Below are 22,536 nucleotides of genomic sequence, written 5' to 3' on the forward strand. Positions count from 1 at the left end.
AGTAGGAGTCCGTTGCATGGACGGGATGACCGCGCGTGCACGGGAAGTGGTCCCACAGCGTTCTTTTCGCGCGCCCTGGTCATCGCAAGCGGAGCCGCCACACCCCCAGACCGCGCAGTGGCGATGCATGACGGCGCTGCTTGCCGACTGGGCCGGCCCACGAAGGCGATGGGATCGCGTCCGTGACGGCCGCGCGGCGTCCCCGCCGCCGTCATGCTGGCGGCGCCCCGGCGGGTGTTCGCCGGGATGACACCGAATGGCGCCTCCCCCGGATGTTCCGCACGCAGCGCGGCCAGGGCGTAGTGGATTCCCGCCCATACCCCCTGCATCGCGCCGACCGTCACCCGCCCGCGCAGCTGCCCCCGTACGGCATCGATCGCTTCCCGGGCCAGCTCGGCGGCCCGGAGCGTCGCGCGCGGCGGGGACGAACGCCTCGCCGGCCGGGGTGAGGGCGACGCGGTGTGTGGTGCGGCCGAGCAAGCGGGTGCCCAGTTCGCGTTCAAGGGCGCGGGCCGTGCTGGACACGGCGGACTGCACCACATGCAGTCCGCCGTGAAACCATCCGTGTCCCCCACCGCGACGACGACCTCCGTCTGCCGCAGATCCGTCATCCGCCTCCGGTCGAGCAGCGCTCCGTCCGGCGCGAGGGCGACGGGCTTCGATCTTCGCTGCGGCGTATGCGGACGGCGGGGCGTCGTGCGGGAGCGCCGATCAGAGCCAGGTACCCGGTCACATTGGCCCGACGGTCCGAGGCCGCAGCCATTCCTCAGACGCGAACCAATGGTGTGTCGACCAGATGCTCGGCCAGGAACCACGTCTGCCGTTCGCCGGTCCGGATCACTTGGGACACCAGCAGGTCGACGGTGCCGTCGTCACCGTACTCGGCGGTCCGGGCGGCGGCGTCGTGGGCATCGATGAGGATGGTCTCGTGGGCCTCGAGCAGCCGGGACAGCATGGCCGGCACCTCTTCCACCCCGTCCGGGGGTCGCGGGATCGACGTGATCTCGACGACGTGCCGGGGATCTCCCACCGCGACGCCGCCCAAGGACTGGACGCGTTCGGCGAGGGTGTCGATGATTTCGAGCTGTTCGCCCGCGTGCTTGTCCAGGACCAAGTGCAGCTGGTAGAAGGTCGCCCCGCGCATCAGCCAGTGGTGCTTCTTGTAAAGGCCGTAGAGGATCTGCGTGTCCGCGAGGACCTTGTTCAGGCGCTGACAGGAGTACATCCGCGCCTCGTAGGACAGGGCGACCGGGAACTGCTTGACGGTCCCGAACTCTTGGATCACCTCGCCCTTCTGATGCAGCCAGGGCTGACTGCCGTGTGTGGACGGGGAGTTGCTGGTCATGATCCGCCTCCTGCGGTGCCGTGCTGTGTGTACCCCGGTGACGCTAGGTGCCCGGTCGGGGGGCGTCTTGACCGGCAGTGCATGCCGTGGTGCCCGCCAGCGCACTGCGTCCGGTCCTTGTCCACGGCGTTCGCTCTCGGGCAAGCCTCTGTGCGCCGGCGGACTCGGACCGCCGTCAGGCCGCTCTAGCGTCAGCGGGACAGTCCATGCCCGGAGAACGGGCGGAACGAGGAGAGGCATGAGCGCGATCGAGCAGGCGGATGTGGTGGTCCTGGGGCTGGGACCAGGCGGCGAGTACGTCGCCGGCACGCTGGCCGAAGCGGGACTGGACGTGGTGGGGGTCGAGGCGGAACTCGTCGGAGGCGAGTGTCCGTACTGGGCATGCGTGCCCACCAAGATGATGATCCGCGCCGGGAACCTGCTCGCCGAGGCGGGCCGGGTTTCCGCCCTCGCCGGTGAGGCGGTGGTGACTCCGGACTGGGCCAGGGTCGCCGGACGGATCCGCGAGGAGGCCACTGCCGACTGGAACGACCAGGTGGCCGCGGACCGCTTCGCGGCGAAGGGCGGTCGGCTCGTCCGGGGGACGGGGCGCCTTGCCGGGCCGCGCCGGGTGGCGGTCGGCGACCGTACGTTCGAGGCCAGGTGCGGTGTCGTGCTGGCCACCGGTACCCGGCCCCGGATCCCGCCCGTGCCGGGTCTGCAAGGAACGCCGTACTGGACCAACCGGGACGCCATGGCCGCGAAGGAACTACCGGCGTCCATGGTGGTGCTCGGCGGAGGGGCCATCGGCGTCGAACTCGCCCAGGTTTTCGCCCGCTTCAAGTGCGCGGTCACGGTGATCGAGGGGCAGGACCGGCTGCTGCCGCAGGAGGAGCCCGAAGCAGGGGAGCTTGCCACCGACGCGCTACGCGCAGACGGTGTCACCGTCCTCACGGGCACGCGGGTGCGGCAGATCAGCCATGGCGGCACCGAATTCACCGTGCGCCTTGAGGGCAATGGACAGCTGCTGACTGCCGAACGGCTCCTGGTCGCCACCGGACGCCACGCCGACCTGACCCCGCTGGCGGTCGACACGGTGGGCCTCGACCCGTCAGCGGGGTCCGTTCGCACGGATGGGCAGATGCGGGCCGGGGAGGGGCTGTGGGCAGTCGGCGACATCACCGGCCGGGGCTCGTTCACCCATGTGTCGATGTACCAGGCGGAGATCGCCGTCCGGGACATCCTCGGGCAGGCCGGTCCTGACGCCGACTACCGGGCGCTGCCCCGCGTCACCTTCACCGATCCGGAGATCGGGGCCGTGGGGTTGACGGAGCGACAGGCGCGCGAGCAGGGCCTGCGCGTGCGCACCAGCGTGGTGACCATCGCTTCCTCCACCCGCGGCTGGATCCACGGGCCGGGCAACGAGGGATTCATCAAGCTCGTCGAAGATGCCGACCGGGGCGTGCTGGTCGGTGCGACCTCGGCCGGGCCGGCGGGCGGCGAGGTGCTGCACGGTCTGAACGTGGCCGTCCATGCCGAGGTACCCGTCGACCGGCTTCAACACATGATCTACACCTACCCCACCTTCCACCGGACCATCGAGACGGCCCTGGGAGCCCTCCGCTGAACCGCACCTCGACCCTGCAGACGGACCCGGGTGCCAGGCGGTGGCGCACCATGGTGGGCCGCAACCCCGACGAGCCGCACCGGACCGCCACCTCGCTGGAGCTCTTCTTCGACCTGTGTTTCGTCGTCGCGGTGGCGCAGGCGTCCACGAGTCTGCGTGAGGCGCTGACGGAGGGGGACTACGCCGGCGGTGCGCTGCGCTTCGCGCTGGTCTTCTTCACCATCTGGTGGGCATGGATGAACTTCACCTGGTTCGCCTCCGCCTATGACCCGGACGATGTCACGTACCGGCTGACGGTGCTGGTGCAGATCACGGGCTCACTCGTCCTTGCCGCCGGTGTGCGCCGCGCGTTCGAGGACGGGGATCTGCACATCATCACGCTCGGGTACGTCGTGCTGCGGACGACATTGGCCGCGCTGTGGCTGCGTGCCGCGTTGTCCGATCCCGCCCGGCGGAGGACCACGCTGCGCTTCGCCACGGGGGTGATGTGGTGTCAGCTCGGCTGGGTAGGGCTGCTCTTCGTCCCGGATCCGGTGCGGCTGCCGGGCATCGTGGTGATGATCGTGGCCGAGGTGTCCGTGCCGGTGTGGGCGCAGTCCGCCGGGATGACGCCCTGGCACCCGCGCCACATCGCCGAGCGCTACGAACTGTTCACCCTCATCGTCCTCGGCGAGTGCGTCGCAGCCGCCACCGTCGCCGTGCGCAGCGCCTTCGACCGGCATCACGGCACCGGTTCGCTGTACGCGCTGGCGGCGGGCGGGCTGCTCGTGGCCTACGCCATGTGGTGGCTGTACTTCACCCGACCCGCGCACACGCTGCTCGCCACGACGCACCAGGCGCATCGCAGGAGATTCTCCTGGGCCTACGGCCACTACCTGATCTTCGCCTCGGCGACCGCGGAGGGCGCCGGCCTGGCCGCGTACGCCGATCACGTCACGCACCGCGCCGAAGCCTCGTCGATTGCTGCCGGCGCCGCGGTCACTGTTCCGGCGGCCGTTTTCCTGATCACGGTCTGGGTCGTGCACCTACGGCCGCACCAAAGGAGCCTGGCCGAGCGGATTCCGTTCCCCCTCGCCGCGGTCGGTGTCCTGATGGCCGCCTGGTCCCCGGCGCCCGCGCTGGTCGCCGGTGTGCTTCTGACAGGCCTGGTCGGGTGGGTGACGATGCCGCGTCGGTGACCAGATCGCGCGGCGGGGTCCAGCCCTGGGCCAAGGCGAAGGGGCCGCGCGGACGGACACCGTACGGAGTGTCCGTCCGCGCGGACGCCATGCCGCCGGGTCAGCCCGCGTGGAGCGCCGTGCGCAGGACGCCGGTGGCCAGCGTGATGGCGGCCCCGGCGGCGTGGGTCTCGCGCAGGGCGTTGAGCATCACGAAGTCGTGGATGATGCCCTGGAAGCGCACGGCGGTGACCGGGACGCCGGCCGCACGCAGCTTGTTGGCGTACGCCTCGCCCTCGTCGCGGAGCACGTCGGCCTCGCCGGTGATGACCAATGCCGGGGGCAGGCCGGTGAGCTGCTCGGTGGTGGCGCACAGCGGGGAGGCGGTGATCTGGGCGCGCTCGGCCTCGTCGGTCGTGTACTGGTCCCAGAAGCACTGCATGCCGTCGCGGCGCAGGAAGTAGCCGGTGGCGAACTGGTGGTAGGAGCCGGTGTCGAAGTGCGCGTCGGTCACCGGGTAGAACAGCACCTGCTGCACCAGCGGGATCCCACCGCGCTCCTTGGCCATCAGGGTGAGCGCGGCGGTCATGTTGCCGCCGACGGAGTCGCCGGCCACGGCCAGCCGGGAGCCGTCGAGGCCCTTGGACGCACCCTGCTCCACGACCCACCGCGCGACGGTGTAGTTCTGCTCGATGGCGACCGGGTAGCGGGCCTCGGGGGACAGGTCGTACTCGGGGAACACCACGGCGGCGCCTGCGCCGACGGCGAGTTCGCGTACCAGGCGGTCGTGTGTGTGGGCATTGCCGAACACCCAGCCCGCGCCATGGATGTAGAGGATCACCGGCAGGGTCCCCTCGGCGCCGGCGGGCTTGACGAGGCGGGCCCGGACACTGCCCGTCGGACCGCCCGGGACGGTGATCCACTCCTCGTCGATCGCCGGCATCTCGATCTCGCCGGACTGCACCTCGTCGACCGCCTTGCGGCCCTCCACCGGGGGCAGGTCGAAGAGGTAGGGCGGGTGGGCCGTGGCCTCGGCGAACGCGGCTGCAGCCGGCTCCAGGACCGGCTGGACCGGTACGACGGCGTCGGAGTCGGACATGTCTCTCTCCCGGGTTCATGTGGTGGGCCGGTCTCTCCGGCGAGGTGCGGCGGCTCGGGGCAGGCGCAGACGTCTGCGGAACCGTCGATCGTCACGCTAAGCCGCACAGGCGGCGGAAATTGCCCAAGAGCGCACGGGAGTTGACCTCACAGTGCGCGCGGAGAGGCAGTGCACTGTCGGAACGTATCCAGTGCACTGCCGGGATACACGGACGCTTTGACGCGCAATAACTTGGCGGCGCAGCAGTCGAGGGCCGCCGGGACCCGACCTGTGTATCGCACGGTCACCCGGAATGCGCGCGGTGATGGCGCATGCCCCGACTCTTCCCGCCCACCGCTGCCGACGCACGCGGACGTTGATGCACATGCATCGACGTCGTTCATCCAGCAGGAGGTTGTCGCAAGGTGTCCACGATGCCGGTCGGTGGGCTGGTTCCCCGCGCCACCGACAACGCCGCGGACCTGGTCGTCCGCAACGCGAAGATCCACACCCAAGACCCGGTCCGCCCGCAGGCCGAGGCGATCGCCATCCGCGACGGTGTCATCACGGTCGTCGGCGACGACAACGACGTCGCCTCCCACGTCGGACCGGACACGAAGGTGGTCGACGCCGTCGGCCGCCGGATGGTTCCCGGCCTCAACGACGCTCATCTGCATGTCATCCGGGGCGGGCTCAACTACGTACTGGAGTTGCGCTGGGACGGTGTCCCCACGCTGCGCCAGGGTCTGGCGATGCTGCGTGAGCAGGCGGCCCGTACGCCCAAGGGCCAGTGGGTGCGGGTGGTGGGCGGATGGTCGGCCGAGCAGTTCGCCGAGCGGCGGCTGCCGACCGTCGCCGAGCTGAACGCCGCCGCGCCGGACACCCCGGTGTTCGTCCTGCACCTGTACCAGTCGGCGGTGCTCAACCGGGCGGCTCTCAAGGCCGCCGGATTCACCCGGGACACCCCCGACCCCAAGGGCGGCCAGATCGTACGGGGCCGGAACGGTGAGCCCACGGGCATGCTGCTGGCCGCCCCCAGCGCACTCATCCTCTACTCGACCCTGGCCAAGGCCCCGGTGCTGCAGGGGAAGGACAAGAAGACCTCCACCCGTCACTTCCTGCGGGAACTGAACAGGTTCGGCCTCACATCGGCGATCGACGCGGCCGGAGGGTTCCAGAACTTCCCCGACAACTACAGCACGGTCGTCGAACTGGCGGAGGCCGGCCAGCTGTCGCTGCGCATCGCCTATCACCTCTTCCCGCAGACCGCTGGTCAGGAAATCGACGATCTCACCCGCTGGATCGAAATGGCCCGCCCCGAGGACGGGGACGAATGGCTGCGCCTCAACGGTGCGGGCGAGAACCTGACGTGGGCGGCGGCGGACTTCGAGAACTTCGCCGAGCCACGGCCGGAACTCACCGACTACGAAACGGAATTCGAGAAGGCCGTACGTCTCCTCATGGAGAACGGCTGGGGATTCCGGCTGCACGCCACCTATGACGAGACCATCCGCCGAGACCTGGCGGTGTTCGAGAAGCTCGCCGCGGAGGGGCTGTTCCCGGCCGGCAACCGGTGGCTGTTCGACCATGCGGAGACCGTCTCCGCGGACAGCCTCGACCGCATCGCCGCCCTCGGCGGCGCCATGTCCGTGCAGAACCGGCTGTCCTTCCAGGGCGAGGCGTTCGTACGCCGCTACGGTCCCGGTGCCGCCGCGGACGCCCCGCCGATCCAGGCCATGCTGGAGCGCGGCCTGACCGTCGGTGCCGGCACCGACGCGACCCGGGTCTCCACCTACAACCCGTGGGTCGCCCTGCACTGGCTGGTCACCGGCCGCACCGTGGGCGACCTGGTCGTCCGCCCGCCGCACAACCGGGTCGACCGCCGGACCGCGCTGGCGATGTTCACCGAGGCGGGTGCCGCGCTGACCGGGGAGGAGGGCGCCAAGGGCATCCTGCGCCCGGGCTTCCTCGGTGACCTGGCAGTCCTGTCCGAGGATTACTTCACCGTGCCCGAGCCGGACATCGCGCACATCGAGTCCCTGCTGACGGTCGTCGGTGGCCGGATCGTCTACGCGACAGCCGAGTACGAGGGCCTCGACGAGGAACTCCCACCGGTCAGCCCCGAGTGGAGCCCCGTGGCGCACTTCGGCGGCTACCAGGCCACGCCCAGTACGGGCCTGTCGGGCGCACGCCAGGCCGAACTGCTCGGCCAGGCCGTCGCCGAGTCGGAGCAGCACCGCCAGTGGCGCGCCCGACGCGGCCTGGCCCCGCAGACAGCGAGCACGTTCTTCGATCCCTGTTTCTCCCTCTGATCTTCCGGGAGGGACCGGTCACGAGCCGCCCCTCCCGGAACACCACCCCAACTCGCGCCGCACCACGCGCGGTTGCGCTCAACAGCGGACATCCGTCCGCGATCAACACACACCGGAAGGCTCACTCATGGTCAACATCTCCGAGGTCACCGCGGCCCCCAGCCCGGACCTGCTCACCCCGGACAACTGCGCGGTGCTGTTCATCGACCACCAGCCGCAGATGTTCTTCGGCACCGGCAGCGGAGACCGCACCGCGATCATCAACTCGACCGTCGGCCTGGCGAAGGCCGCCAAGGCGTTCGACGTCCCGGTCGTGCTGAGCACCGTGGCCGCCGAATCCTTCTCCGGCCCGATCCTGCCGCAGCTGGCCGAGGTCTTCCCCGACCAGAAGATCATCGACCGCACCACGATGAACGCCTGGGAGGACTCCTCCTTCGTCGAGGCGGTCAAGGCCACCGGCCGTAAGAAGCTGGTCCTGGCCGGCCTGTGGACCGAGGTCTGCATCGTGCTGCCCGCGCTCTCCGCCCTCGCCCAGGACTACGAGGTCTACGTGGTCACCGACGCCTCGGGTGGCGTCAGCCCGCAGGCCCACGAACACGCCGTCCAGCGCATGATCCAGGGCGGCGCCGTCCCGGTCACCTGGGTGCAGGTCCTCCTCGAACTGCAGCGTGACTGGGCCCGCGGCGAGACCTACATGTCGGTCATGGACGTGGTGAAGGAGCACGCCGGTGCGTACGGCCTCGGCGTGGTCTACGCGCAGGCCGTCATCGGGGCCCACGCCGTCGGCTGATCCCCGCTCCTTCACAGAGCAGTCAAGGACTGAGTCAGGAACAGGCAAGGAAGAGATGAACGCTGGACTGCTGGTCCTCCGGGTGGTGACGGGACTTCTCATCGCCGGCCACGGAGTTCAGAAGGTGAGTTTCCGGCTCGGAGGCCACGGCTTGGCAGGCGGTACCGAGGAGTTCCGCCACGACGGGTTCCGCGGCGGTCGGCTGACCGCGATCGTCGCGGGTGCCAGTCAGATCGGTGCCGGCCTGTTCCTGATCGCCGGACTGCTCACACCCCTGGCCGCGATGGCCGCCATGGGTGTGATGACGGTCGCGGGCACCGTCAAATGGCCCAAGGGCCTGTGGGTGCAGAACGACGGCTACGAATACCCGATGGTCCTCGTCGTCGTCTCCGCGGCGCTGGCCCTGACCGGGCCCGGCCGATGGTCGCTCGACCAGGCGCTGGGCGTCACACCCTGGCCGCTGTGGGTCGTCCTCCCCGCGATCGTGATCGGCCCGATGAGCGGACTGCTCACCCGCGTGGTGCTGCACCACCCGCCCACCGCAACGGAAAGGAAGCATCATGCGCAGGCTGCTGAGTGACGCGATACGCACGCTCGCACCGCAACGACAGGACCGCCACGGCCCGCTGCCCCTCCTGATGCTGACGCTGACGGTGGTCACCGGTCTGATCGACGCGGTGAGCTATCTGGGGCTCGGGCACGTCTTCGTCGCCAACATGACCGGCAACGTGGTGTTCCTGGGGTTCGCTCTGGCGGGTGCCGCGAACCTGTCCGTGCTCGCCTCGCTGGTCGCGCTGGCGGCGTTCCTCGTCGGCGCACTAGCCGGGGGCAGGCTCGGCACCCGGTTCGCGGCCCACCGCGGAAACCTGCTGAAGACGGCCACCGCCGTGCAGACGGTGCTGATCGCCGTCACCGTGGCCGCCGCCGCGGTCACCGACGGCCGGGTCACCACGGGCGTCCAGTACACACTGATCGTGTTCCTCGGGCTCGGCATGGGCCTGCAGAACGCCGTCGCCCGGCGCCTCGGCGTCCCGGACCTCACCACGACCGTACTGACCCTGACCCTGACGGGGCTGGCCGCGGACTCCACTCCGGCCGGCGGCGCGGCGCCGCGACCCGGCCGCCGGATCCTGTCCGTGCTGGCGATGTTCCTCGGCGCCTTCGTCGGGGCCCAACTGGTCCTGCACGGCCACCTCGTGCTCACCCTGAGCCTGGCCTTGGTGCTCCTCGCCCTCACCTCCGTGATCACCCACCGCCTCGCGGCCGGCAACCCCGCCTGGACGAAGTCACCGTCCTGAGACCGGGTCCGCTCGCCCCACGGGGTGCACCGGATACGCCTGAGCCCCCTGATTCAGGGGGCTCAGGCGTATCCGGACGTTGCTCAGGGACGCGGTGCCCGCAAGCGGCCGCCTGACCTGCGTCGCGGGCGAGCCAGTGGGTGGTGCCCGGACAGTCGTGCCCGGACGGTCAAGGACCGGAGCGCTCCGAGAAAACCCTATGCCGCGCTCGCTGCCTACATTCCCTTCGGTCCATTCCCTACGGACCCGACGGAAGGAAACGGAAGATGAAGAAGCGCAAGGCAATGGTGCGGTTGCTGCCAGCGTTATTGCTGGTGGTGGGGGTTGGGGGATTCGCGGCTCCGTCGTCGGCGCAGAGCCGGAACGCCCCCGCCCGGCTCCCGGCCGCTACCACGGCGGTCGGACCGCAGTACGACACCACGCACGTCTATGTCACCCCGGGCACGATGGATGCGTTCGTCACCTGCTGGGAGGCGACCTTCGGCGGAACCCACACGGCCAAGGTGGTCACACAGGTCACGCCGACGCCCAGTACGACCGTGTCGGAGTTGGTTCTCTCACCTGTCGGCACGCTGTCCGTCTTCGACTTCCGGACGCCGGTCCCCTACCCGTTCGGTGCCGAACGCACCGGCTGGCTCATGAGCGACTTCGACAAGGGCGTCCGGCTGGCCCGGGCGAGCGGGGCGGACGTCGTCGTCGCGCCCTTCGACGACCCCATCGGCAAGGACGCGGTCGTCCAGTTCCCGGGCGGCGTCAACGCCCAGCTGTACTGGCACACCAAGGCTCCGTCCTACGCTCCGTTGGAGACCGTGCCGGACAACCGCATCTACCTGACGAGGGACTCGGCGAGTGAATTCCTCACCTCGTACCTGCGCTTCACCGGTGGCCGGATCGTCTCGGACGACCGGGCCGCCGATGGTGGTCAGATCGGTGTGCCCGACGAGACGTACCGCCGCATCGCCATCAGCTCTCCCTTCGGCAACACGGTGGTCAGCGTGACCGATGGCCACCTGCCGTACCCGTTCGGGCGGGAGACCACCGGCTACGCGGTGAAGGACCTCACCTCGACCCTGCGCAAGGCCGAGGCCGCGGGCGCGAAGGCCCTCTGGGGGCCGTACGCCTCCGAGGGCCGCACCAGCGCGATGGTGCGGTTCCCCGGCGGCTACGTGGCCGAACTCCACCAGGGCAACGCCCGCTGATCCTCGGTAACAGCCACCGCACGGCCCGCCGTGCGGGCCGGGGCCGTCGCCCCGGGCAAGGACGTCGCAGTCCTCGCCCGGGGCGACGGCATTCCCGCGCACATCGCTCTCTGCGCCCGACTACTCAGCGACTGCCGCACGGGAGGTGGGCTTCAGCCGCAGGACGCGGGAGGCGGCGAAGGGCATGAGGTCGTCGTGCCGGTCCGGTAGGGCGATCACCAGGGCGCTGTCCGGCAGGGCGCGACGCACGCCCGTCAGCATCCGCATCGCCGTATGGTCGTCGAGGCCGGCCGTCGGTTCGTCGAGCAGCAGGACCGCGGGTGTCCGCAGGACCGCTCTCGCGATCACCAGGCGGCGTCGCTGGCCCTGCGAGAGAGCACTGCCCAACGGGCCCGTCGGAGTGTCGAGGGACAGCTGCTCCAAAGCCGCGGCCGCCAGGGCCGCCCGGAGTGTGTCGTCGTCCGCGCCCGGGGCGGCCTGCCGGAGGTTCTCGGCGATGGTCGCGTCGGCGATCCAGTCCTCCGCTTCGACGAGGGTGAGCGAATCGGCGATCGCACGGGCGGGCAGGGACTCGACGGGTACGCCGCCGAGCAGCACCGACCGGGGAACAGCGGGGGAGATCCGTCCCGCCAGAGTCTCCAACAGGGTACTTTTCCCACTGCCGTTGGGCCCGGTGACCATGACGGCGCTGCCGGGCTCGATCACCGCGGACCACGTGGTGCGGTCGGCGCCGACACCAATGGGCACTTGGTGGGCCACCAGGGCCCGTGCCGCGCCTGCGAGCGGCGCCCTCGGCGGGGACGCGGTCGACAGCTCAGCCGGAAGGGCCCTGTTCACCAGCTCCGTCAGCCGCTGTGCAGCGTCGGCGGCCAGACCGTGGTCACGGAGCACCTGAGGGAGCGTCTCCACCAGCTCGTACGCAGCCGCGACCAGCAGCACCTCGCCGATGGCCTCGGCAGCCGGCTGGGCGAAGACAGGACCGGACAGCGCCAGCACCAGGACCGCCGTCTGGCCGGCCACGGCCAACAGCCGCAGCAGCAGCCGGGATCGGCGCATCACCGACTCAGCCGCGGCCTCGGCCCGCCGGGCCCGGCCGACCGCGTCCGCGACCTGATCGCGGACCAGATCGACCGCGTCCAGGCAGCGCAGTTCCCACAACGCGGAGCGCGCACTGAGCAGCGCGGCACGTGCGGTGGCCCACGCTTCCGCGGCCGTCCGCTGATGGCCGCGGGTCCGCCGCTCGGCGGTCACTGCCGTGGCCGCGGAGAGCGCGAGCAGCAGCAGTTCGGCCACGCCTGACGGCGGACTGGCCACCGACAACAGAGTGACGACGACGGCGGCGGTCAGGCCGATCCCTGCCAGCGGCGGGACGACCTGGCCGGCTATCCCGCCCACCGCGCCGACGTCGCTGGTGAGCCGGGCCATCAGGGCGCCGTCACGGTGGTTGCGCAGTTCGCGTGCCGGCACGGTCGTCGCGGCGCGGACCAGGCGCGAGCGCAGCGAGACGGTCGCGCCGAGCAAAGCACCATGGCTGACCAGGCGCTCCGAGTAGCGCAGACCGGTGCGGCCCAGGGCGAGAGCGCGGACCGTTCCCGAGGGATACATCCAGGACCAGGTGGTGTTCGCCTGTGCGGTGACCACCGCGCAGGAGGTCAGGAACCAGCCGGACACCCCCAGCAGGCCGGCGGCACACAGTTCGGCGGTCCCGGCGAGCACCGCTGCGACCAGCAGGTCGCGGCGTGCCCGGTGGTCCGCCGCCGTCCACAGCAGCCTGAACGCGGTCACAGTGTCTCCCTTGTCCGGGACACCCGTCCCTGTTCCAGCCGCACGATGTCGTCGGCGATGCCGAGCAGTGCCGGGCTGTGTGTCGTGAGCAGCACGGTGCGCCTGCGCGCGAGCGTCCGGATGGCACCGATGACACGGGCCTCGCCGTCCGGGTCGAGATGGGCGGTGGGTTCGTCCAGGCACAGCAGCGGTGTGTCGTGGAGCAGAGCCCGGACCAGCACCAGCTGCTGCATCTGCCCGGAGGACAGCCCCCAGCCGCGCTCCCCCACCGGGGTCGTCAACCCCTGGGGAAGTGCGGCGAGCAGGTCCTCGAAGCCCAGTGCCGTGAACGCCGCGGCCAGTTGTACGTCGTCGGCGTCGCGCCGGGCCAGCAGCAGGTTGTCCCGCAGCGTGCCAGGGAGGAGGTGGGAGGGCTGTCCGGCCCATGTCGTCATGGCCGGCGAGGCTTGCAGGGTCGCGGAACCGATGGTGTGCAGGCACTGCCCGCGGTCCGGTTCGCGCAGACCTGCCGCCACGGAGAGCAGGGTCGTCTTTCCGGCGCCGCTGGGACCGCTGATGGCCACGATCGCACCCGGCCGCACGGTCAGGGTGACCTCGTCGAGGGCCGCGTCGTCGCGACCCTGGTACCGAACGCCTACCTCATTCAGGGTCACACCGGCCGGGCCCGGCCCGCTCGGACGACGGCCAGGGGGCACCCGCGTCGGGGGACCGCCGGTCGGTGCGACCGGAACCCTGCCGATGATCTCCGCGATCAGCTCGGCCGCCGCGGAGGCCTCGGCACGGGCGTGGTAGCCACGGGCGAGCTCCCGGGCAGGGGCGAAGTACGCCGGGGTCAGGACGAGCACGAACAGCGCGGTGCCCAGGCTCATGGTGGACGGGACCACCGGAAGGTCGAGGTAGCCGAGCAGGGCGAGTCCGCAGTACGTGGCGACGACGGCCATGGCCACGGTGATGAGGAGCTCGATCCAGGCCGTCGAGAGGAAGGCCACCCGCAGCACGGTCTGGGTACGCCTGGCCAGTTCCCTGTCGACCGCCTCGGTCGCGCGTACCGCCTCCTCACCGGCTCCGAGGCCGACGAGCGTGGGCAGTCCGCGCAGTTGGTCCAGCAGCTGGGTGCTCAGCTTCCGGGTGGCGGTGAGCTGGGCGTGCACCGCGGCGCGAGTGCCCAGGCCGATCACTTTCAGGTTGAACGGCAGCAGCGGTGTCGCCAGCACGAGCAGCAGAGCGACGGCCCAACTCCCCACCAGGACGGCGGCCAGCACGATGCCGCTGCCCAGCAGCATCGCCCGCCGGGCAGGAACGTACGTCGTCAGCCACTGGGTCAGTCGGCCCACCTAGCTGTCGAGGGCCTCGCCGAGAGCGGCGTCCGACACCTCTTCCAAGGGTGTGGCCGCCGCTGGGAGCGCGGCCAGGAGCAGGCGGGTGCGCAGGTGGTCCTGGACGGCGGCCGCGCCGTCGTCTGCGGTCCGGTCGGCCGCCGCGAGCAGGACTGCGCGCAGCAGCAGCCCGGCGGCGACCAGAGCCGCACCGGAGAGCACCGTGGCCAGGGCTGCGCCCCCGTGTGGGGACCGCAGTGCGGCCTCGGCCGCCCTGCCCAGCCCCGCCGCCCACATCACATGGCCCACGGCCGCCAGCCCGCGCAGGGTGCCGGCTCGCCGGAATGCAGGTTCGCCGACCGCCGCCCATCGGGTGAGCAGTCCCGCCGCCCGCTGCTGACCTTCGTCGTCCCGGCCGAGCCGGGCGAGGTGGTCGGGGCTTTCGTTCACTTGTCGGCTGCCCGGAGGTCGAATTCGCCGGCGGCCGCCGAGCGGCGGTCGGAGCGGATCCACCCGGCGAGCGCGGTCATGGCGAACAGAGCAATACCGACCGGGCCGATCCACACCCGTACGCCACCGAAGACATCCTGCGAGACGGCGGCCACCGCGACGGCCAGGAGGGTCAGGAGCACGCGCCGGACGGCAACGGCCGCCCACGGACCCTCGCCCGCGGCCGGGGCCGCCGGCACGGCCCGCTCCGCGGCAGCCGCGGAGTCGGACGGGCCGGCCGCATCGCAAGGGGCCGGTGGCTGGGCGAACTTCCCGCGGAAGACCCACCACGCGTAGATGTTGTAGGCCAGGACGAACGGTATGCACCCGCCCACCCCGATGAGCAGGAACAGCTGCGACCCGTGCGGGCTGGCGGCCGCGTGCACGGTCAGGTCGGGTGGAACGACGACGGGCGCGGTGGCGGCGACGAGCGCGAGCAGGCCCGCGGCCTCCGTACCGGCCACGGCGGCGAACGGACGCCAGTCGGGCCGGCGGCCGAAGCCGTACCAGGCGATCGCCGCGCAGACCACGGCCAACGCCACCGCGAGGCCGAACAGGGTTGCCCGGAGCGGCTGGTCGAAGCGCAGGTGCTGCGGGTCGGCGAGCCGGAGCCCGAATCCGAGGACCAGGCCGGCCACCGCGACCGCCAGGATCAGCGGTCGCCCCAGTCGGCCCGCTCGTTCGTGGGCCGTCCCCGTGGTCTTGTCCTGCAACCACGCGGCACCCGCCAGCAGATGGACGGCCACAAGCCCCAGGGCGCACAGCACGCTGTAGGGCGTCAGCCAGTCCCAGGTGCCTCCGGTGAACACCCCGCCGCGGTGTGGCAGTCCGGACAGGACGCCGCCGACGACGAGGCCCTGGCACACGGTGGCCACCAGCGAGGAGATGCCAAAGACGAGGCCCCAGCCGCGCCGGTAGCCGGGGGCGGCGCTTTGCAGCTCGATGGCCGTGCCGCGCAGCACGAAGGCGAGCAGCATGACGATCAGCGGCAGGTATACGCCGGGCAGCACGGTGGCGTAGACACCGGGCAGGCCCGCCCACAGCGCCACGCCCGCCAGGATGATCCAGCTCTCGTTGGCGTCCCATGCGGTCGCGATCAGCTCGTTGTACTCCTTGCGCCGCTGGTCGCTGCGGTCGAACAGGCTCAGGATGCCGATGCCGAGGTCGTAGCCGTCGAGCAGGACGTAGGCCCCGAGTGCGAGCAGGACCAAGGCGTATGACGCGTACTCAAGCATGGCCGATCTCCGTGGAGTGGACGGTGGCGCCGGGGTCGGTCACCAGGTGCTCGGGGCCGGTCCGCACCGTGCGGACGATGTAGCGGATCCACAGCCCGAGCAGCAGCGCGTACACGGCGACGAAGCCGGTGAGGCTGACGATCGCCGCGCCGAGGGAGAGGTGGGAGGCGGCGTCACTGGTGCGGATCAGGCCGTAGACGACCCAGGGCTGCCGGCCGGCCTCCGCGGTGATCCAGCCGCCGCTGATGGCCACGACACCGGCGGGGGCCATCCAGACCATCAGCCGGTGGAACCGCCGGGCTGTGTACAGCCTGCCGCGCAGCCGCAGCACCAATCCGGTGAAGGCCATGCCGAACATCGCCAGAGCGGTGAAGTACATCGCCCGGAAGCCGTAGAAGACGGACCACATGTCGGGGCGCTCGTCCTCGGGTGTCTGCAACAGTCCGGGGACGTGCGCCTTTCCGGAGAGGTCCTTGCCGATGACGGCGCCCAAGTGCGGTATCGCGACCTGAACCTTGTTCTCGCCGTTGTCCGTGTCGGGCACCACGAGCAGGTTGTAGCCGTTGTTGTCGGACTTCCAATTTCCTTCGAAGGCCTCCAGTTTGGCGGGCTGGTGTGCACCCATGAACACGGCGGTGAGGTCGCCCACATAAAGCTGTACGGGCATCAGAATGGCCAGCACTCCCAGTGCAATGGACAGCGTGCGGCGGGCGAAGGGCAGCGCTCGCTGCTTGACCAGGTACCAGGCGGCGATCCCGCCGATGAACCAACCGGCGCTGATCAGCACCGCAAGCAGGATGTGCGGATACCGGTAGGAGAACGCCGGGTTGAACAGCACCTGCCACCAGTCGCTCGCCCGGAACTGGCCGCCGACCTCGGCGAACCCCGAAGGGCCCTGCATCCAACTGTTGGCGGACAGGATCCACGTCGTGGACAGCAGTGTGCCGACGACGAGCATCCAGCAGGCGAACGCCATGGTTCTGGGGCGCACTCGGCCGTCGCCGTACAGCATGATGCCGATGAACCCGGCTTCCAGGAAGAAGGCCGTGATGACCTCCATGCCGATCGTGACACCGAGGATCGGACCGACCGCATGGGCGTATCTTCCCCAGTTGAGGCCGAACTCGAAAGTCATGACGGTACCGGCGACCACACCGAGACCGAATCCGACCGCGAATATCTTCTTCCAGAAACGGAATATCTGGAGGTACAGCGGATTCCCGGTCCTGAGGTAGACCGTGTACATCACGGCCAAGAAGAGGGAGAGGCCGACGGTCAGTGCGGGAAAGCTCATGTGGAAGACTGCGGTGACGGCGAACTGCCATCGTGAGATATCCACCACTGCGGGCGACGCCACGGCGTCTCCTCCTGATCGGTTTCGGTCGGTTCGGATGGCGGCGGCCAGACCTGGTGGAATGGCCCAACAGCCTCCGGCTGTGCCACCACGCGGCAGGCGAGGCCCTTGCGGGTCACGAATTCCGGACGGCCTTCGTATTCCCCGGCTCCTGGGCCACCGTAGGGTCGGCCGGTGGGCGCCCTTTGTCTCTGGGCGCATCACCCGTGTCCTCGCAGCGCAATGCGTGGCTGCGGCGCGGCCGGCGGCCGATGGGACCGGTAGTGGCATACCGCCGTGCGCTGAGCCCAGGGATCACAGGCGGTGCGCTCTCGGTCAACCGTCTTCCGCCGCCCACCCCTGCAGTCGCCATCGGCTATGCCCGCACGGCACCTGAGACATGGCCGGATTCACGGAACACGGCACGAGAAAGCACCGGACATCGGGTCAGGAATCGATGACTTGGGTGTCGCGCCATTCACGGGGGGCCATCCCATAGGCCGCCCGGAACACCCGGCTGAAATGCGCGGCACTGGCGAAACCCCATCGGTGCGCCACGGCGGCGATCGTGGAGCCACTCCCCCGGCGCGCCAGCTCGCGCCGGCACTCCTCCAGGCGACGCCGCTGGATCCACCGGCCGACAGTGGCATTTTCGCTCTCGAAAAGCTTGTGCAGATAGCGCGGGGATATGTGGTGGGCTCGGGCGATGGCCTGCGGGGTCAGATCGGGGTCTGCGAGATGGCGGTCGATGAACGCCTGGATCCGCAGCAGCAACGCCCGGCCCCCGCCGGGCGTCTCCGCGCTCGAACGGCCGAGCACCTCGTCGGTCAGCACGCCGAGCAGGTCCACGACGTTCCGGGCCATCAGCTCGCTGGTGCGCGGCAGATAGGTTCCCGCGCCGTCCACGAGCCCGGCCAGGAAGGGCGAGAGCAGGCTGCCGAGGGGCGTGTCGGGGCCGAGCGGGGAGGCCGTGACATGAGCCATGTCGGACTCGCTCAGGCCCAGAACGTCTCTCGGCAGGACGAGGGACTTCGTCCGGAAGGACTGGGGAAGATTCAGCTGGACGGGGCGCGCCATGTCGTAGACGAAGATATCCCCCGGACCGAGCAGCGCTTCACGGCCGTCCTGCTCCAGTCGGGCGACTCCTCTGTCCAGCAGTTTGACGACCACGTACTCCTCTTCAGTGCCCTGAGCGACGAGTCGGTGCGTTCGCAGAGCGGACAGGCAGTCGCCGTCCACGGTGACGGCCTGGAGCCGGCCGAGCGGTGCCGTACGGATCGTGCCGGAGTACACCTCGTCGGGGACGGTCATGTCCACGGCGCCGAAGGTCTGGGACAGGGCTTCGCGCCAGTACGCCCGTCTGCGATGGACGGGCAATGAATGGGTGGTGTGGAAGCTGCCAGGGGCGCTTCTTTGCAGGACATCCGGCGACATGTTCTCCGCCTTTCAACCGCGGTGCTTGCGGAAACACCGTGGCAGCGGCCCTGGGTCGGCGCATCGAGTGAATCCGCTAGATCAGCGGGCAGGACCGCAGTGCGTAAGGGGACGGCCCCTCACTTGACGGCTCCGCTGCTGGCGCCGGTGGCGACGTAGCGCTGGGCCACGACGAGCAGTACGGCGGCGGGGACGGACGCCATGACTGTGGTGGCCATGATGGCGTTCCACTGGTTCGTGTGGGCACCGATGTACTGGTAGATGCCCAGAGTGATCGGCCGCACGGTCTCCGTGGTGGTCAGTGTGAGGGCGAAGAGGAAGTCGCTCCAGGTGAAGAGGAAGGTGAAGACGGCGGCAGTGATCAATGCGTTCGTGCTCAACGGGAGCACCACGGAGCGGAAGACGCGCAGCCTCCTGGCACCGTCCACCCGCGCGGCCTCGATGATCTCCCTCGGAATGCTCCTCATGAACGCACGCAGGATGATGATCGCGAAGGGGACCCCTGCGGTGGAGTCGGCGAGGATCAGTCCGACGTAGGAGTTCAGGAGTCCCAGGTCGTTGTAGGCGCCGTAGAGCGCGTTGGCCACGACGATGCTCGGCACCATCTGTGTGACCAGGATGCCGAAGAGCACGAGGTTGGTTCCGCGGAGGGGGAACTGGGCCAGCGCGTAGGCCGCCGGCGCGGCGAGCCCGAGGCTGAGGACGACGCTGCCGAGGGCTACGACGAGGCTGGTGACGAGGTTGCGTCCCTGATCGCGCAGTGCGGTGACGTAACCGCTGAAGTCCGGATGGGAGGGGAACCAGCCTCCCTGAAGTGTGTTGCCCGCGGGCTGGAGGGAGGCGTTCACCATCCAGTAGACGGGAAACAGCATCAGAGCGAGCAAGGCGATCCCGACGAGGGTGGACGGCCGGCCACGGCCCGGTGCGCGCTTCACTGGATCATTTCTCAGATGTTCCGGGCGCGACGGTTGGCGCGCAAGTAGACGATGGCGGACGAGAGCGAGATGACGATGAGCACGTTGCTCATTGCGGCGCCGCGCCCGAACTCGAACTGCTGGAAGGACAGTTCGTAGGAGTGGGTGGCGAGGGTTTCCGTGGCCTCGGCCGGTCCTCCGCCCGTCACCACGAGGATGATGTCCAGCACTTTGAGGGTGTAGACCACGCCCAGCACCAGCACGACGCTCACCACGGGCCGCAGCAGTGGCCAGGTGACATGGCGGAACGACGCCAGCGGGCCGGCGCCGTCCAGCTTCGCCGCCTCGTACAGGTGTGGAGGGATGTCCTGGAGGCCGCCGTACAGGATCGCGGTGTTGAAGGGGATTCCGACCCAGATGTTGATGAGGATCACCGAGACCAGCGCCTGTGAGGTGCCGGTGAGCCAGGGGATGCCGGACGACGAGAGGTGGAGGCCGCGCAGCGCTGTGTTGACGACTCCCGTGTCGGGGTCGAGCATCCACCGCCACGTGGTTCCGGAGACGACCAGCGGCAGCAGCCACGGCAGCAAAAGGAGCGCGCGCAGTACGCCGCCGAGCGGGAAGCGACGCTGGAAGAACAAGGCAAAGGCCAAGCCGAGTACGAACTGCCCGATGATCGAGCCGGAGGTGAACAGGACCGTGGTCAGCAGGGCCTTGGAGAACAGGTCCGACGAAAGGATCTCCGCGTAGTTCCGCAGTCCCACGAACGCGGCGACACCCGTGTAGAACGTCGTGGCCGTGTACTGCTGGAAGCTCATCACGACGTTTTTGACGATCGGGTAGCCGAAGAACAGCAGCAGGTAGGCCGCGGCGGGCACGATGAACATCGACTGGGCCAGCCGCTCCCAGAAACGTGCCCGGACCACGACCCGGTCCCCCGCGGCGGCGGTGCCGTCGTCCTGCCCGGTATCCCTCCGGAGGATCGGGGACAGGTCAGTGACCTGTCGCGATCTGCTGCCCACGTCTGAGGGCTTCCTCCGGTGTCTGCCGGCCCGTCAGGGCGGACTGAATCGCGGTGTATATCCCGGTCGCTGCCTTGGGCCACTTGACGCCGAGCTGGCCGGTACGGGCCCGCGCCGCTTCCACGCTCTTGACAAAGGCAGCCATCGACGGAGTCTGCTCGGCGTACTGGGCGGCCACAGCCGTGCGGGAAGGCACGGTGAAGTGCTGCTCGGCCAGGGTGAGCATGGTCGAGTGGCCGTTCAGGCAGGCGAGGACCTGGGCGGCCTTCTCCTGCCGGGCCTTGGAAGGGCTCCGCGGGACCGTCCACACCTCACCGCCGAGCGGTGTGACCGGGGTCTGCCCCGTCCGGGGGACCGGGATGGGAGCCACTCCCCAGTGCAGGTTCTTGGCCTGCTTCAGGGCAGGGATCCGCCAGGGACCGTTGATCATCATGGCTGTCTTTCCGGCGACGAACTGATCGTGGACATCGGCCTGGGTCCAGTTCAGCACCGACTTCGACATGGATCCGCTCTTCACCAGGTCGACCCACAACTGAAGTGCCTTTGCGGCCTGCGGGGTGTCCAGTTTCTTCTCGTCACCGCCGTTGGACCACAGGAAGGGCAGGAACTGCCAGGTGCCCTCAAAGGTGGGGTTCGCGTCGACGGCCATGCCGTAGCGCCCGGGGCGGGCCAACTTGGCTGCCGCCGCCTTCAGTTCGTCCCAGGTCCCAGGAACGGCGACACCGGCCTTGGCGAGCATGTCCTTGTTGTAGAAGAGGGCGATCGTGCTGACGTCAGGGGCCAGTCCGTACACCTTTCCCTTGTAGGTGCCCGCCGAAAGGATGCCCTTGGCGAAGCCGCTGGAATCGATGCCGTACTGGTCCAGCGGGGTCAGCGCACCGGTCTGTGCGATCTGCTGCAGGTCGGGGTTGTCCAGCATCAACAGGTCGGGAAGGGTCCGCGACGACGCCCGCTGCAGAACCTTGGGGATGAGCGACGCCCCGGGAACGCTTGTCTGCTCGACCCTCACACCGGCGGTCTTGCCGCACGCGGCGAGCACTTCGCCCCATTGGGTGTGTTCACGTTCATCGGTGTAGTAGTCGAGCGCGGTGATGGAGGTGATCTTGCCTGTGGCGGACCCGGTACCGGTTTTGCCACCGCATCCGGTGGCGGCCAGCACAAGGGCGATCGTTCCGGTCAAGAGAGCGGCGATCCGCCGCGCCGGCGGTCTGGCCGGTGAGATCATGCTGGTGCCTTTACCGAGTAACTGTCTGTGGCCGGGGACGGTGTCACGAGGAGGGACACACTTCAGGGGTGCGGTCAAAAAATGGTCAACATCAGCATCTTCGACTCGACCGCATGCTAACGGGTCCCGGATGACCGATGGCATGGAGCATCCGGGAGGTCGGCTCCCGCCGGGCGCGCCGGCGGTCCCGCGCAGACGAAACCGCCGCCGCGATCACCGCCCTGTTCGGCGACTTCCCGAATCATCGCCACCACCGCGTCGGGCTGCGACAGCACAACGGCGTGCGAGCCGTCCAGCACGTATTCGGTGGCCGCCATGCGTTGCGCCATGAAGCGCTGAGCGGTGGGGCTGAGCATCCGGTCGGCGGTCGCGATGGCGTACCAGGACGGCTTGGAGGCCCAGGCCGGCGGGCCCGATCTACTGGTCAGCGCGCTGCAGGCGATCGGGCGTTGCGCCACGGACAGCGCCTCCTTGACACTGCGCGGCAGGTCGTCGGCGTACACCTGCGGGAACCGTTCCTTACGGATGTAGAGCTCACCTTCCGGGCCTCCGGGGAGGGCAGCAGTGAAGGTCGCGTCGGCCGCCGGCACAGGGGCGAAGCGGTTCGTGATGTCCAGGACGCATTCGCCCGCGTCGAGGCCGAACGCCGCGACATAGCACAAGGCCACGACGTTGTCGGCGTCGGTCGCGGCCTCTGTGATAACCGCGCCACCGTAGTCGTGGCCGACCAGCACGACAGGGACGTCGATGTCACGCACCACGCTCCTGATGTAGGCGGCGTCCTGCGCCAGACCGCGCAGCGGGTTCGCCGGGGCGCGCACGGTCAGTCCGGCGGCGTGCAGGAGGCTGATGACCCCCGCCCACGACGAAGCATCCGTGAACGCCCCGTGCACAAGCACGATGGTCGGCGGTGCGGGGGTGGATCGGTGCATGCCGGTTACCTCCAACTGACTGTGGGGGATGCCCCAGCCAAACGCGTTCAGGTGTGGCGGGGCATC

19 protein-coding genes and 1 pseudogene are annotated in these 22,536 nt (G+C 69.7%); 7 read left to right on the forward strand and 13 right to left on the reverse strand.

Features of this window, described 5'->3' with window-relative positions; translation table 11 throughout:
* Positions 1-486: 486 nt before the first annotated feature.
* Positions 487-540 (reverse strand): annotated as a pseudogene (locus tag ACFV1J_RS19750) (hypothetical protein); the annotation flags it as partial.
* Between the two features lie 226 nt (positions 541-766).
* A complete protein-coding gene (locus ACFV1J_RS19755; RefSeq protein WP_385859820.1) occupies positions 767-1,345 on the reverse strand; it encodes a Dps family protein in 579 nt (192 codons plus the stop codon).
* Between the two features lie 238 nt (positions 1,346-1,583).
* Between ACFV1J_RS19755 and ACFV1J_RS19760 the strand changes: the two genes are divergently transcribed.
* Complete coding sequence (locus tag ACFV1J_RS19760) at positions 1,584-2,951, forward strand: dihydrolipoyl dehydrogenase family protein (protein WP_385859822.1); 1,368 nt, start codon at positions 1,584-1,586, stop codon at positions 2,949-2,951.
* A gap of 50 nt (positions 2,952-3,001) precedes the next feature.
* Positions 3,002-4,129, forward strand: a complete 1,128-nt coding sequence (locus ACFV1J_RS19765; RefSeq protein ID WP_385859824.1) for a low temperature requirement protein A — start codon at positions 3,002-3,004, stop codon at positions 4,127-4,129.
* Between the two features lie 100 nt (positions 4,130-4,229).
* On the opposite strand, the gene ACFV1J_RS19770 is transcribed toward ACFV1J_RS19765, so the two are convergent.
* Complete coding sequence (locus tag ACFV1J_RS19770) at positions 4,230-5,207, reverse strand: alpha/beta hydrolase (RefSeq protein ID WP_385859826.1); 978 nt, start codon at positions 5,205-5,207, stop codon at positions 4,230-4,232.
* A gap of 404 nt (positions 5,208-5,611) precedes the next feature.
* Between ACFV1J_RS19770 and ACFV1J_RS19775 the strand changes: the two genes are divergently transcribed.
* The 5 genes from ACFV1J_RS19775 (at position 5,612) to ACFV1J_RS19795 (ending at position 10,785) form a co-directional block, all read left to right on the forward strand.
* Complete coding sequence (locus tag ACFV1J_RS19775) at positions 5,612-7,498, forward strand: amidohydrolase (protein WP_385859829.1); 1,887 nt, start codon at positions 5,612-5,614, stop codon at positions 7,496-7,498.
* Between the two features lie 127 nt (positions 7,499-7,625).
* Positions 7,626-8,288 (forward strand): hydrolase, encoded by a 663-nt coding sequence (locus ACFV1J_RS19780; RefSeq protein ID WP_385859831.1) that lies wholly within the window; start codon positions 7,626-7,628, stop codon positions 8,286-8,288.
* Between the two features lie 55 nt (positions 8,289-8,343).
* On the forward strand, positions 8,344-8,868 hold the full coding sequence (locus ACFV1J_RS19785; protein WP_385859832.1) for a DoxX family protein: 525 nt from the start codon (positions 8,344-8,346) through the stop codon (positions 8,866-8,868).
* Complete coding sequence (locus tag ACFV1J_RS19790; protein ID WP_385859834.1) at positions 8,849-9,586, forward strand: YoaK family protein; 738 nt, start codon at positions 8,849-8,851, stop codon at positions 9,584-9,586. Before ACFV1J_RS19785 ends, ACFV1J_RS19790 begins: the two co-directional genes overlap by 20 nt.
* Before the next feature lie 266 nt (positions 9,587-9,852).
* Positions 9,853-10,785 carry a glyoxalase gene (locus ACFV1J_RS19795; RefSeq protein WP_385859836.1) on the forward strand — a complete coding sequence of 311 codons (933 nt, stop codon included), beginning with the start codon at positions 9,853-9,855 and terminating at the stop codon, positions 10,783-10,785.
* 120 nt (positions 10,786-10,905) lie between these two features.
* Here the strand turns inward: ACFV1J_RS19795 and ACFV1J_RS19800 are convergent, their stop codons facing one another.
* The 10 genes from ACFV1J_RS19800 to ACFV1J_RS19845 form a co-directional block, all read right to left on the reverse strand.
* On the reverse strand, positions 10,906-12,570 hold the full coding sequence (locus ACFV1J_RS19800; RefSeq protein WP_385859838.1) for an ATP-binding cassette domain-containing protein: 1,665 nt from the start codon (positions 12,568-12,570) through the stop codon (positions 10,906-10,908).
* Entirely contained in the window at positions 12,567-13,904 is a 1,338-nt protein-coding gene (locus ACFV1J_RS19805) for an ATP-binding cassette domain-containing protein (protein WP_385859840.1), read from the reverse strand. Before ACFV1J_RS19805 ends, ACFV1J_RS19800 begins: the two co-directional genes overlap by 4 nt.
* A complete protein-coding gene (locus ACFV1J_RS19810; RefSeq protein ID WP_385859842.1) occupies positions 13,905-14,336 on the reverse strand; it encodes a hypothetical protein in 432 nt (143 codons plus the stop codon). It abuts the gene before it with no gap.
* Entirely contained in the window at positions 14,333-15,610 is a 1,278-nt protein-coding gene (locus ACFV1J_RS19815) for a cytochrome d ubiquinol oxidase subunit II (protein WP_385859844.1), read from the reverse strand. The genes ACFV1J_RS19810 and ACFV1J_RS19815 overlap by 4 nt, the downstream gene beginning before the upstream one ends.
* Positions 15,603-16,967 carry a cytochrome ubiquinol oxidase subunit I gene (locus ACFV1J_RS19820; protein WP_385859847.1) on the reverse strand — a complete coding sequence of 455 codons (1,365 nt, stop codon included), beginning with the start codon at positions 16,965-16,967 and terminating at the stop codon, positions 15,603-15,605. The genes ACFV1J_RS19815 and ACFV1J_RS19820 overlap by 8 nt, the downstream gene beginning before the upstream one ends.
* A 423-nt stretch (positions 16,968-17,390) precedes the next feature.
* On the reverse strand, positions 17,391-18,377 hold the full coding sequence (locus ACFV1J_RS19825; protein WP_385859849.1) for a helix-turn-helix domain-containing protein: 987 nt from the start codon (positions 18,375-18,377) through the stop codon (positions 17,391-17,393).
* Between the two features lie 119 nt (positions 18,378-18,496).
* Complete coding sequence (locus tag ACFV1J_RS19830) at positions 18,497-19,312, reverse strand: carbohydrate ABC transporter permease (protein ID WP_385859851.1); 816 nt, start codon at positions 19,310-19,312, stop codon at positions 18,497-18,499.
* 11 nt (positions 19,313-19,323) lie between these two features.
* Positions 19,324-20,217: a carbohydrate ABC transporter permease gene (locus tag ACFV1J_RS19835; RefSeq protein WP_385860005.1), complete on the reverse strand. Its 894-nt coding sequence runs from the start codon at positions 20,215-20,217 to the stop codon at positions 19,324-19,326.
* A 67-nt stretch (positions 20,218-20,284) separates the two neighbouring features.
* Entirely contained in the window at positions 20,285-21,682 is a 1,398-nt protein-coding gene (locus tag ACFV1J_RS19840) for an extracellular solute-binding protein (protein ID WP_385859853.1), read from the reverse strand.
* Positions 21,655-22,431 (reverse strand): alpha/beta fold hydrolase, encoded by a 777-nt coding sequence (locus tag ACFV1J_RS19845; protein ID WP_385859855.1) that lies wholly within the window; start codon positions 22,429-22,431, stop codon positions 21,655-21,657. Before ACFV1J_RS19845 ends, ACFV1J_RS19840 begins: the two co-directional genes overlap by 28 nt.
* Positions 22,432-22,536: the final 105 nt, after the last annotated feature.

Origin of the sequence: Streptomyces sp. NPDC059649 (assembly GCF_042734445.1) — a bacterium.
Taxonomy (GTDB): Bacteria; Actinomycetota; Actinomycetes; order Streptomycetales; family Streptomycetaceae; genus Streptomyces.

Bases quoted from the DNA above. Each gene is read 5' to 3' on its own strand.
- ACFV1J_RS19770 (WP_385859826.1), bottom strand. From the start codon at position 5,207: ATGTCCGACTCCGACGCCGTCGTACCGGTCCAGCCGGTCCTGGAGCCG.
- ACFV1J_RS19765 (WP_385859824.1), top strand. From the start codon at position 3,002: ATGGTGGGCCGCAACCCCGACGAGCCGCACCGGACCGCCACCTCGCTG.
- ACFV1J_RS19790 (WP_385859834.1), top strand. From the start codon at position 8,849: ATGCGCAGGCTGCTGAGTGACGCGATACGCACGCTCGCACCGCAACGA.
- ACFV1J_RS19785 (WP_385859832.1), top strand. From the start codon at position 8,344: ATGAACGCTGGACTGCTGGTCCTCCGGGTGGTGACGGGACTTCTCATC.
- ACFV1J_RS19760 (WP_385859822.1), top strand. From the start codon at position 1,584: ATGAGCGCGATCGAGCAGGCGGATGTGGTGGTCCTGGGGCTGGGACCA.
- ACFV1J_RS19755 (WP_385859820.1), bottom strand. From the start codon at position 1,345: ATGACCAGCAACTCCCCGTCCACACACGGCAGTCAGCCCTGGCTGCAT.
- ACFV1J_RS19840 (WP_385859853.1), bottom strand. From the start codon at position 21,682: ATGCCATCGGTCATCCGGGACCCGTTAGCATGCGGTCGAGTCGAAGAT.
- ACFV1J_RS19780 (WP_385859831.1), top strand. From the start codon at position 7,626: ATGGTCAACATCTCCGAGGTCACCGCGGCCCCCAGCCCGGACCTGCTC.
- ACFV1J_RS19815 (WP_385859844.1), bottom strand. From the start codon at position 15,610: ATGCTTGAGTACGCGTCATACGCCTTGGTCCTGCTCGCACTCGGGGCC.
- ACFV1J_RS19825 (WP_385859849.1), bottom strand. From the start codon at position 18,377: ATGTCGCCGGATGTCCTGCAAAGAAGCGCCCCTGGCAGCTTCCACACC.
- ACFV1J_RS19795 (WP_385859836.1), top strand. From the start codon at position 9,853: ATGAAGAAGCGCAAGGCAATGGTGCGGTTGCTGCCAGCGTTATTGCTG.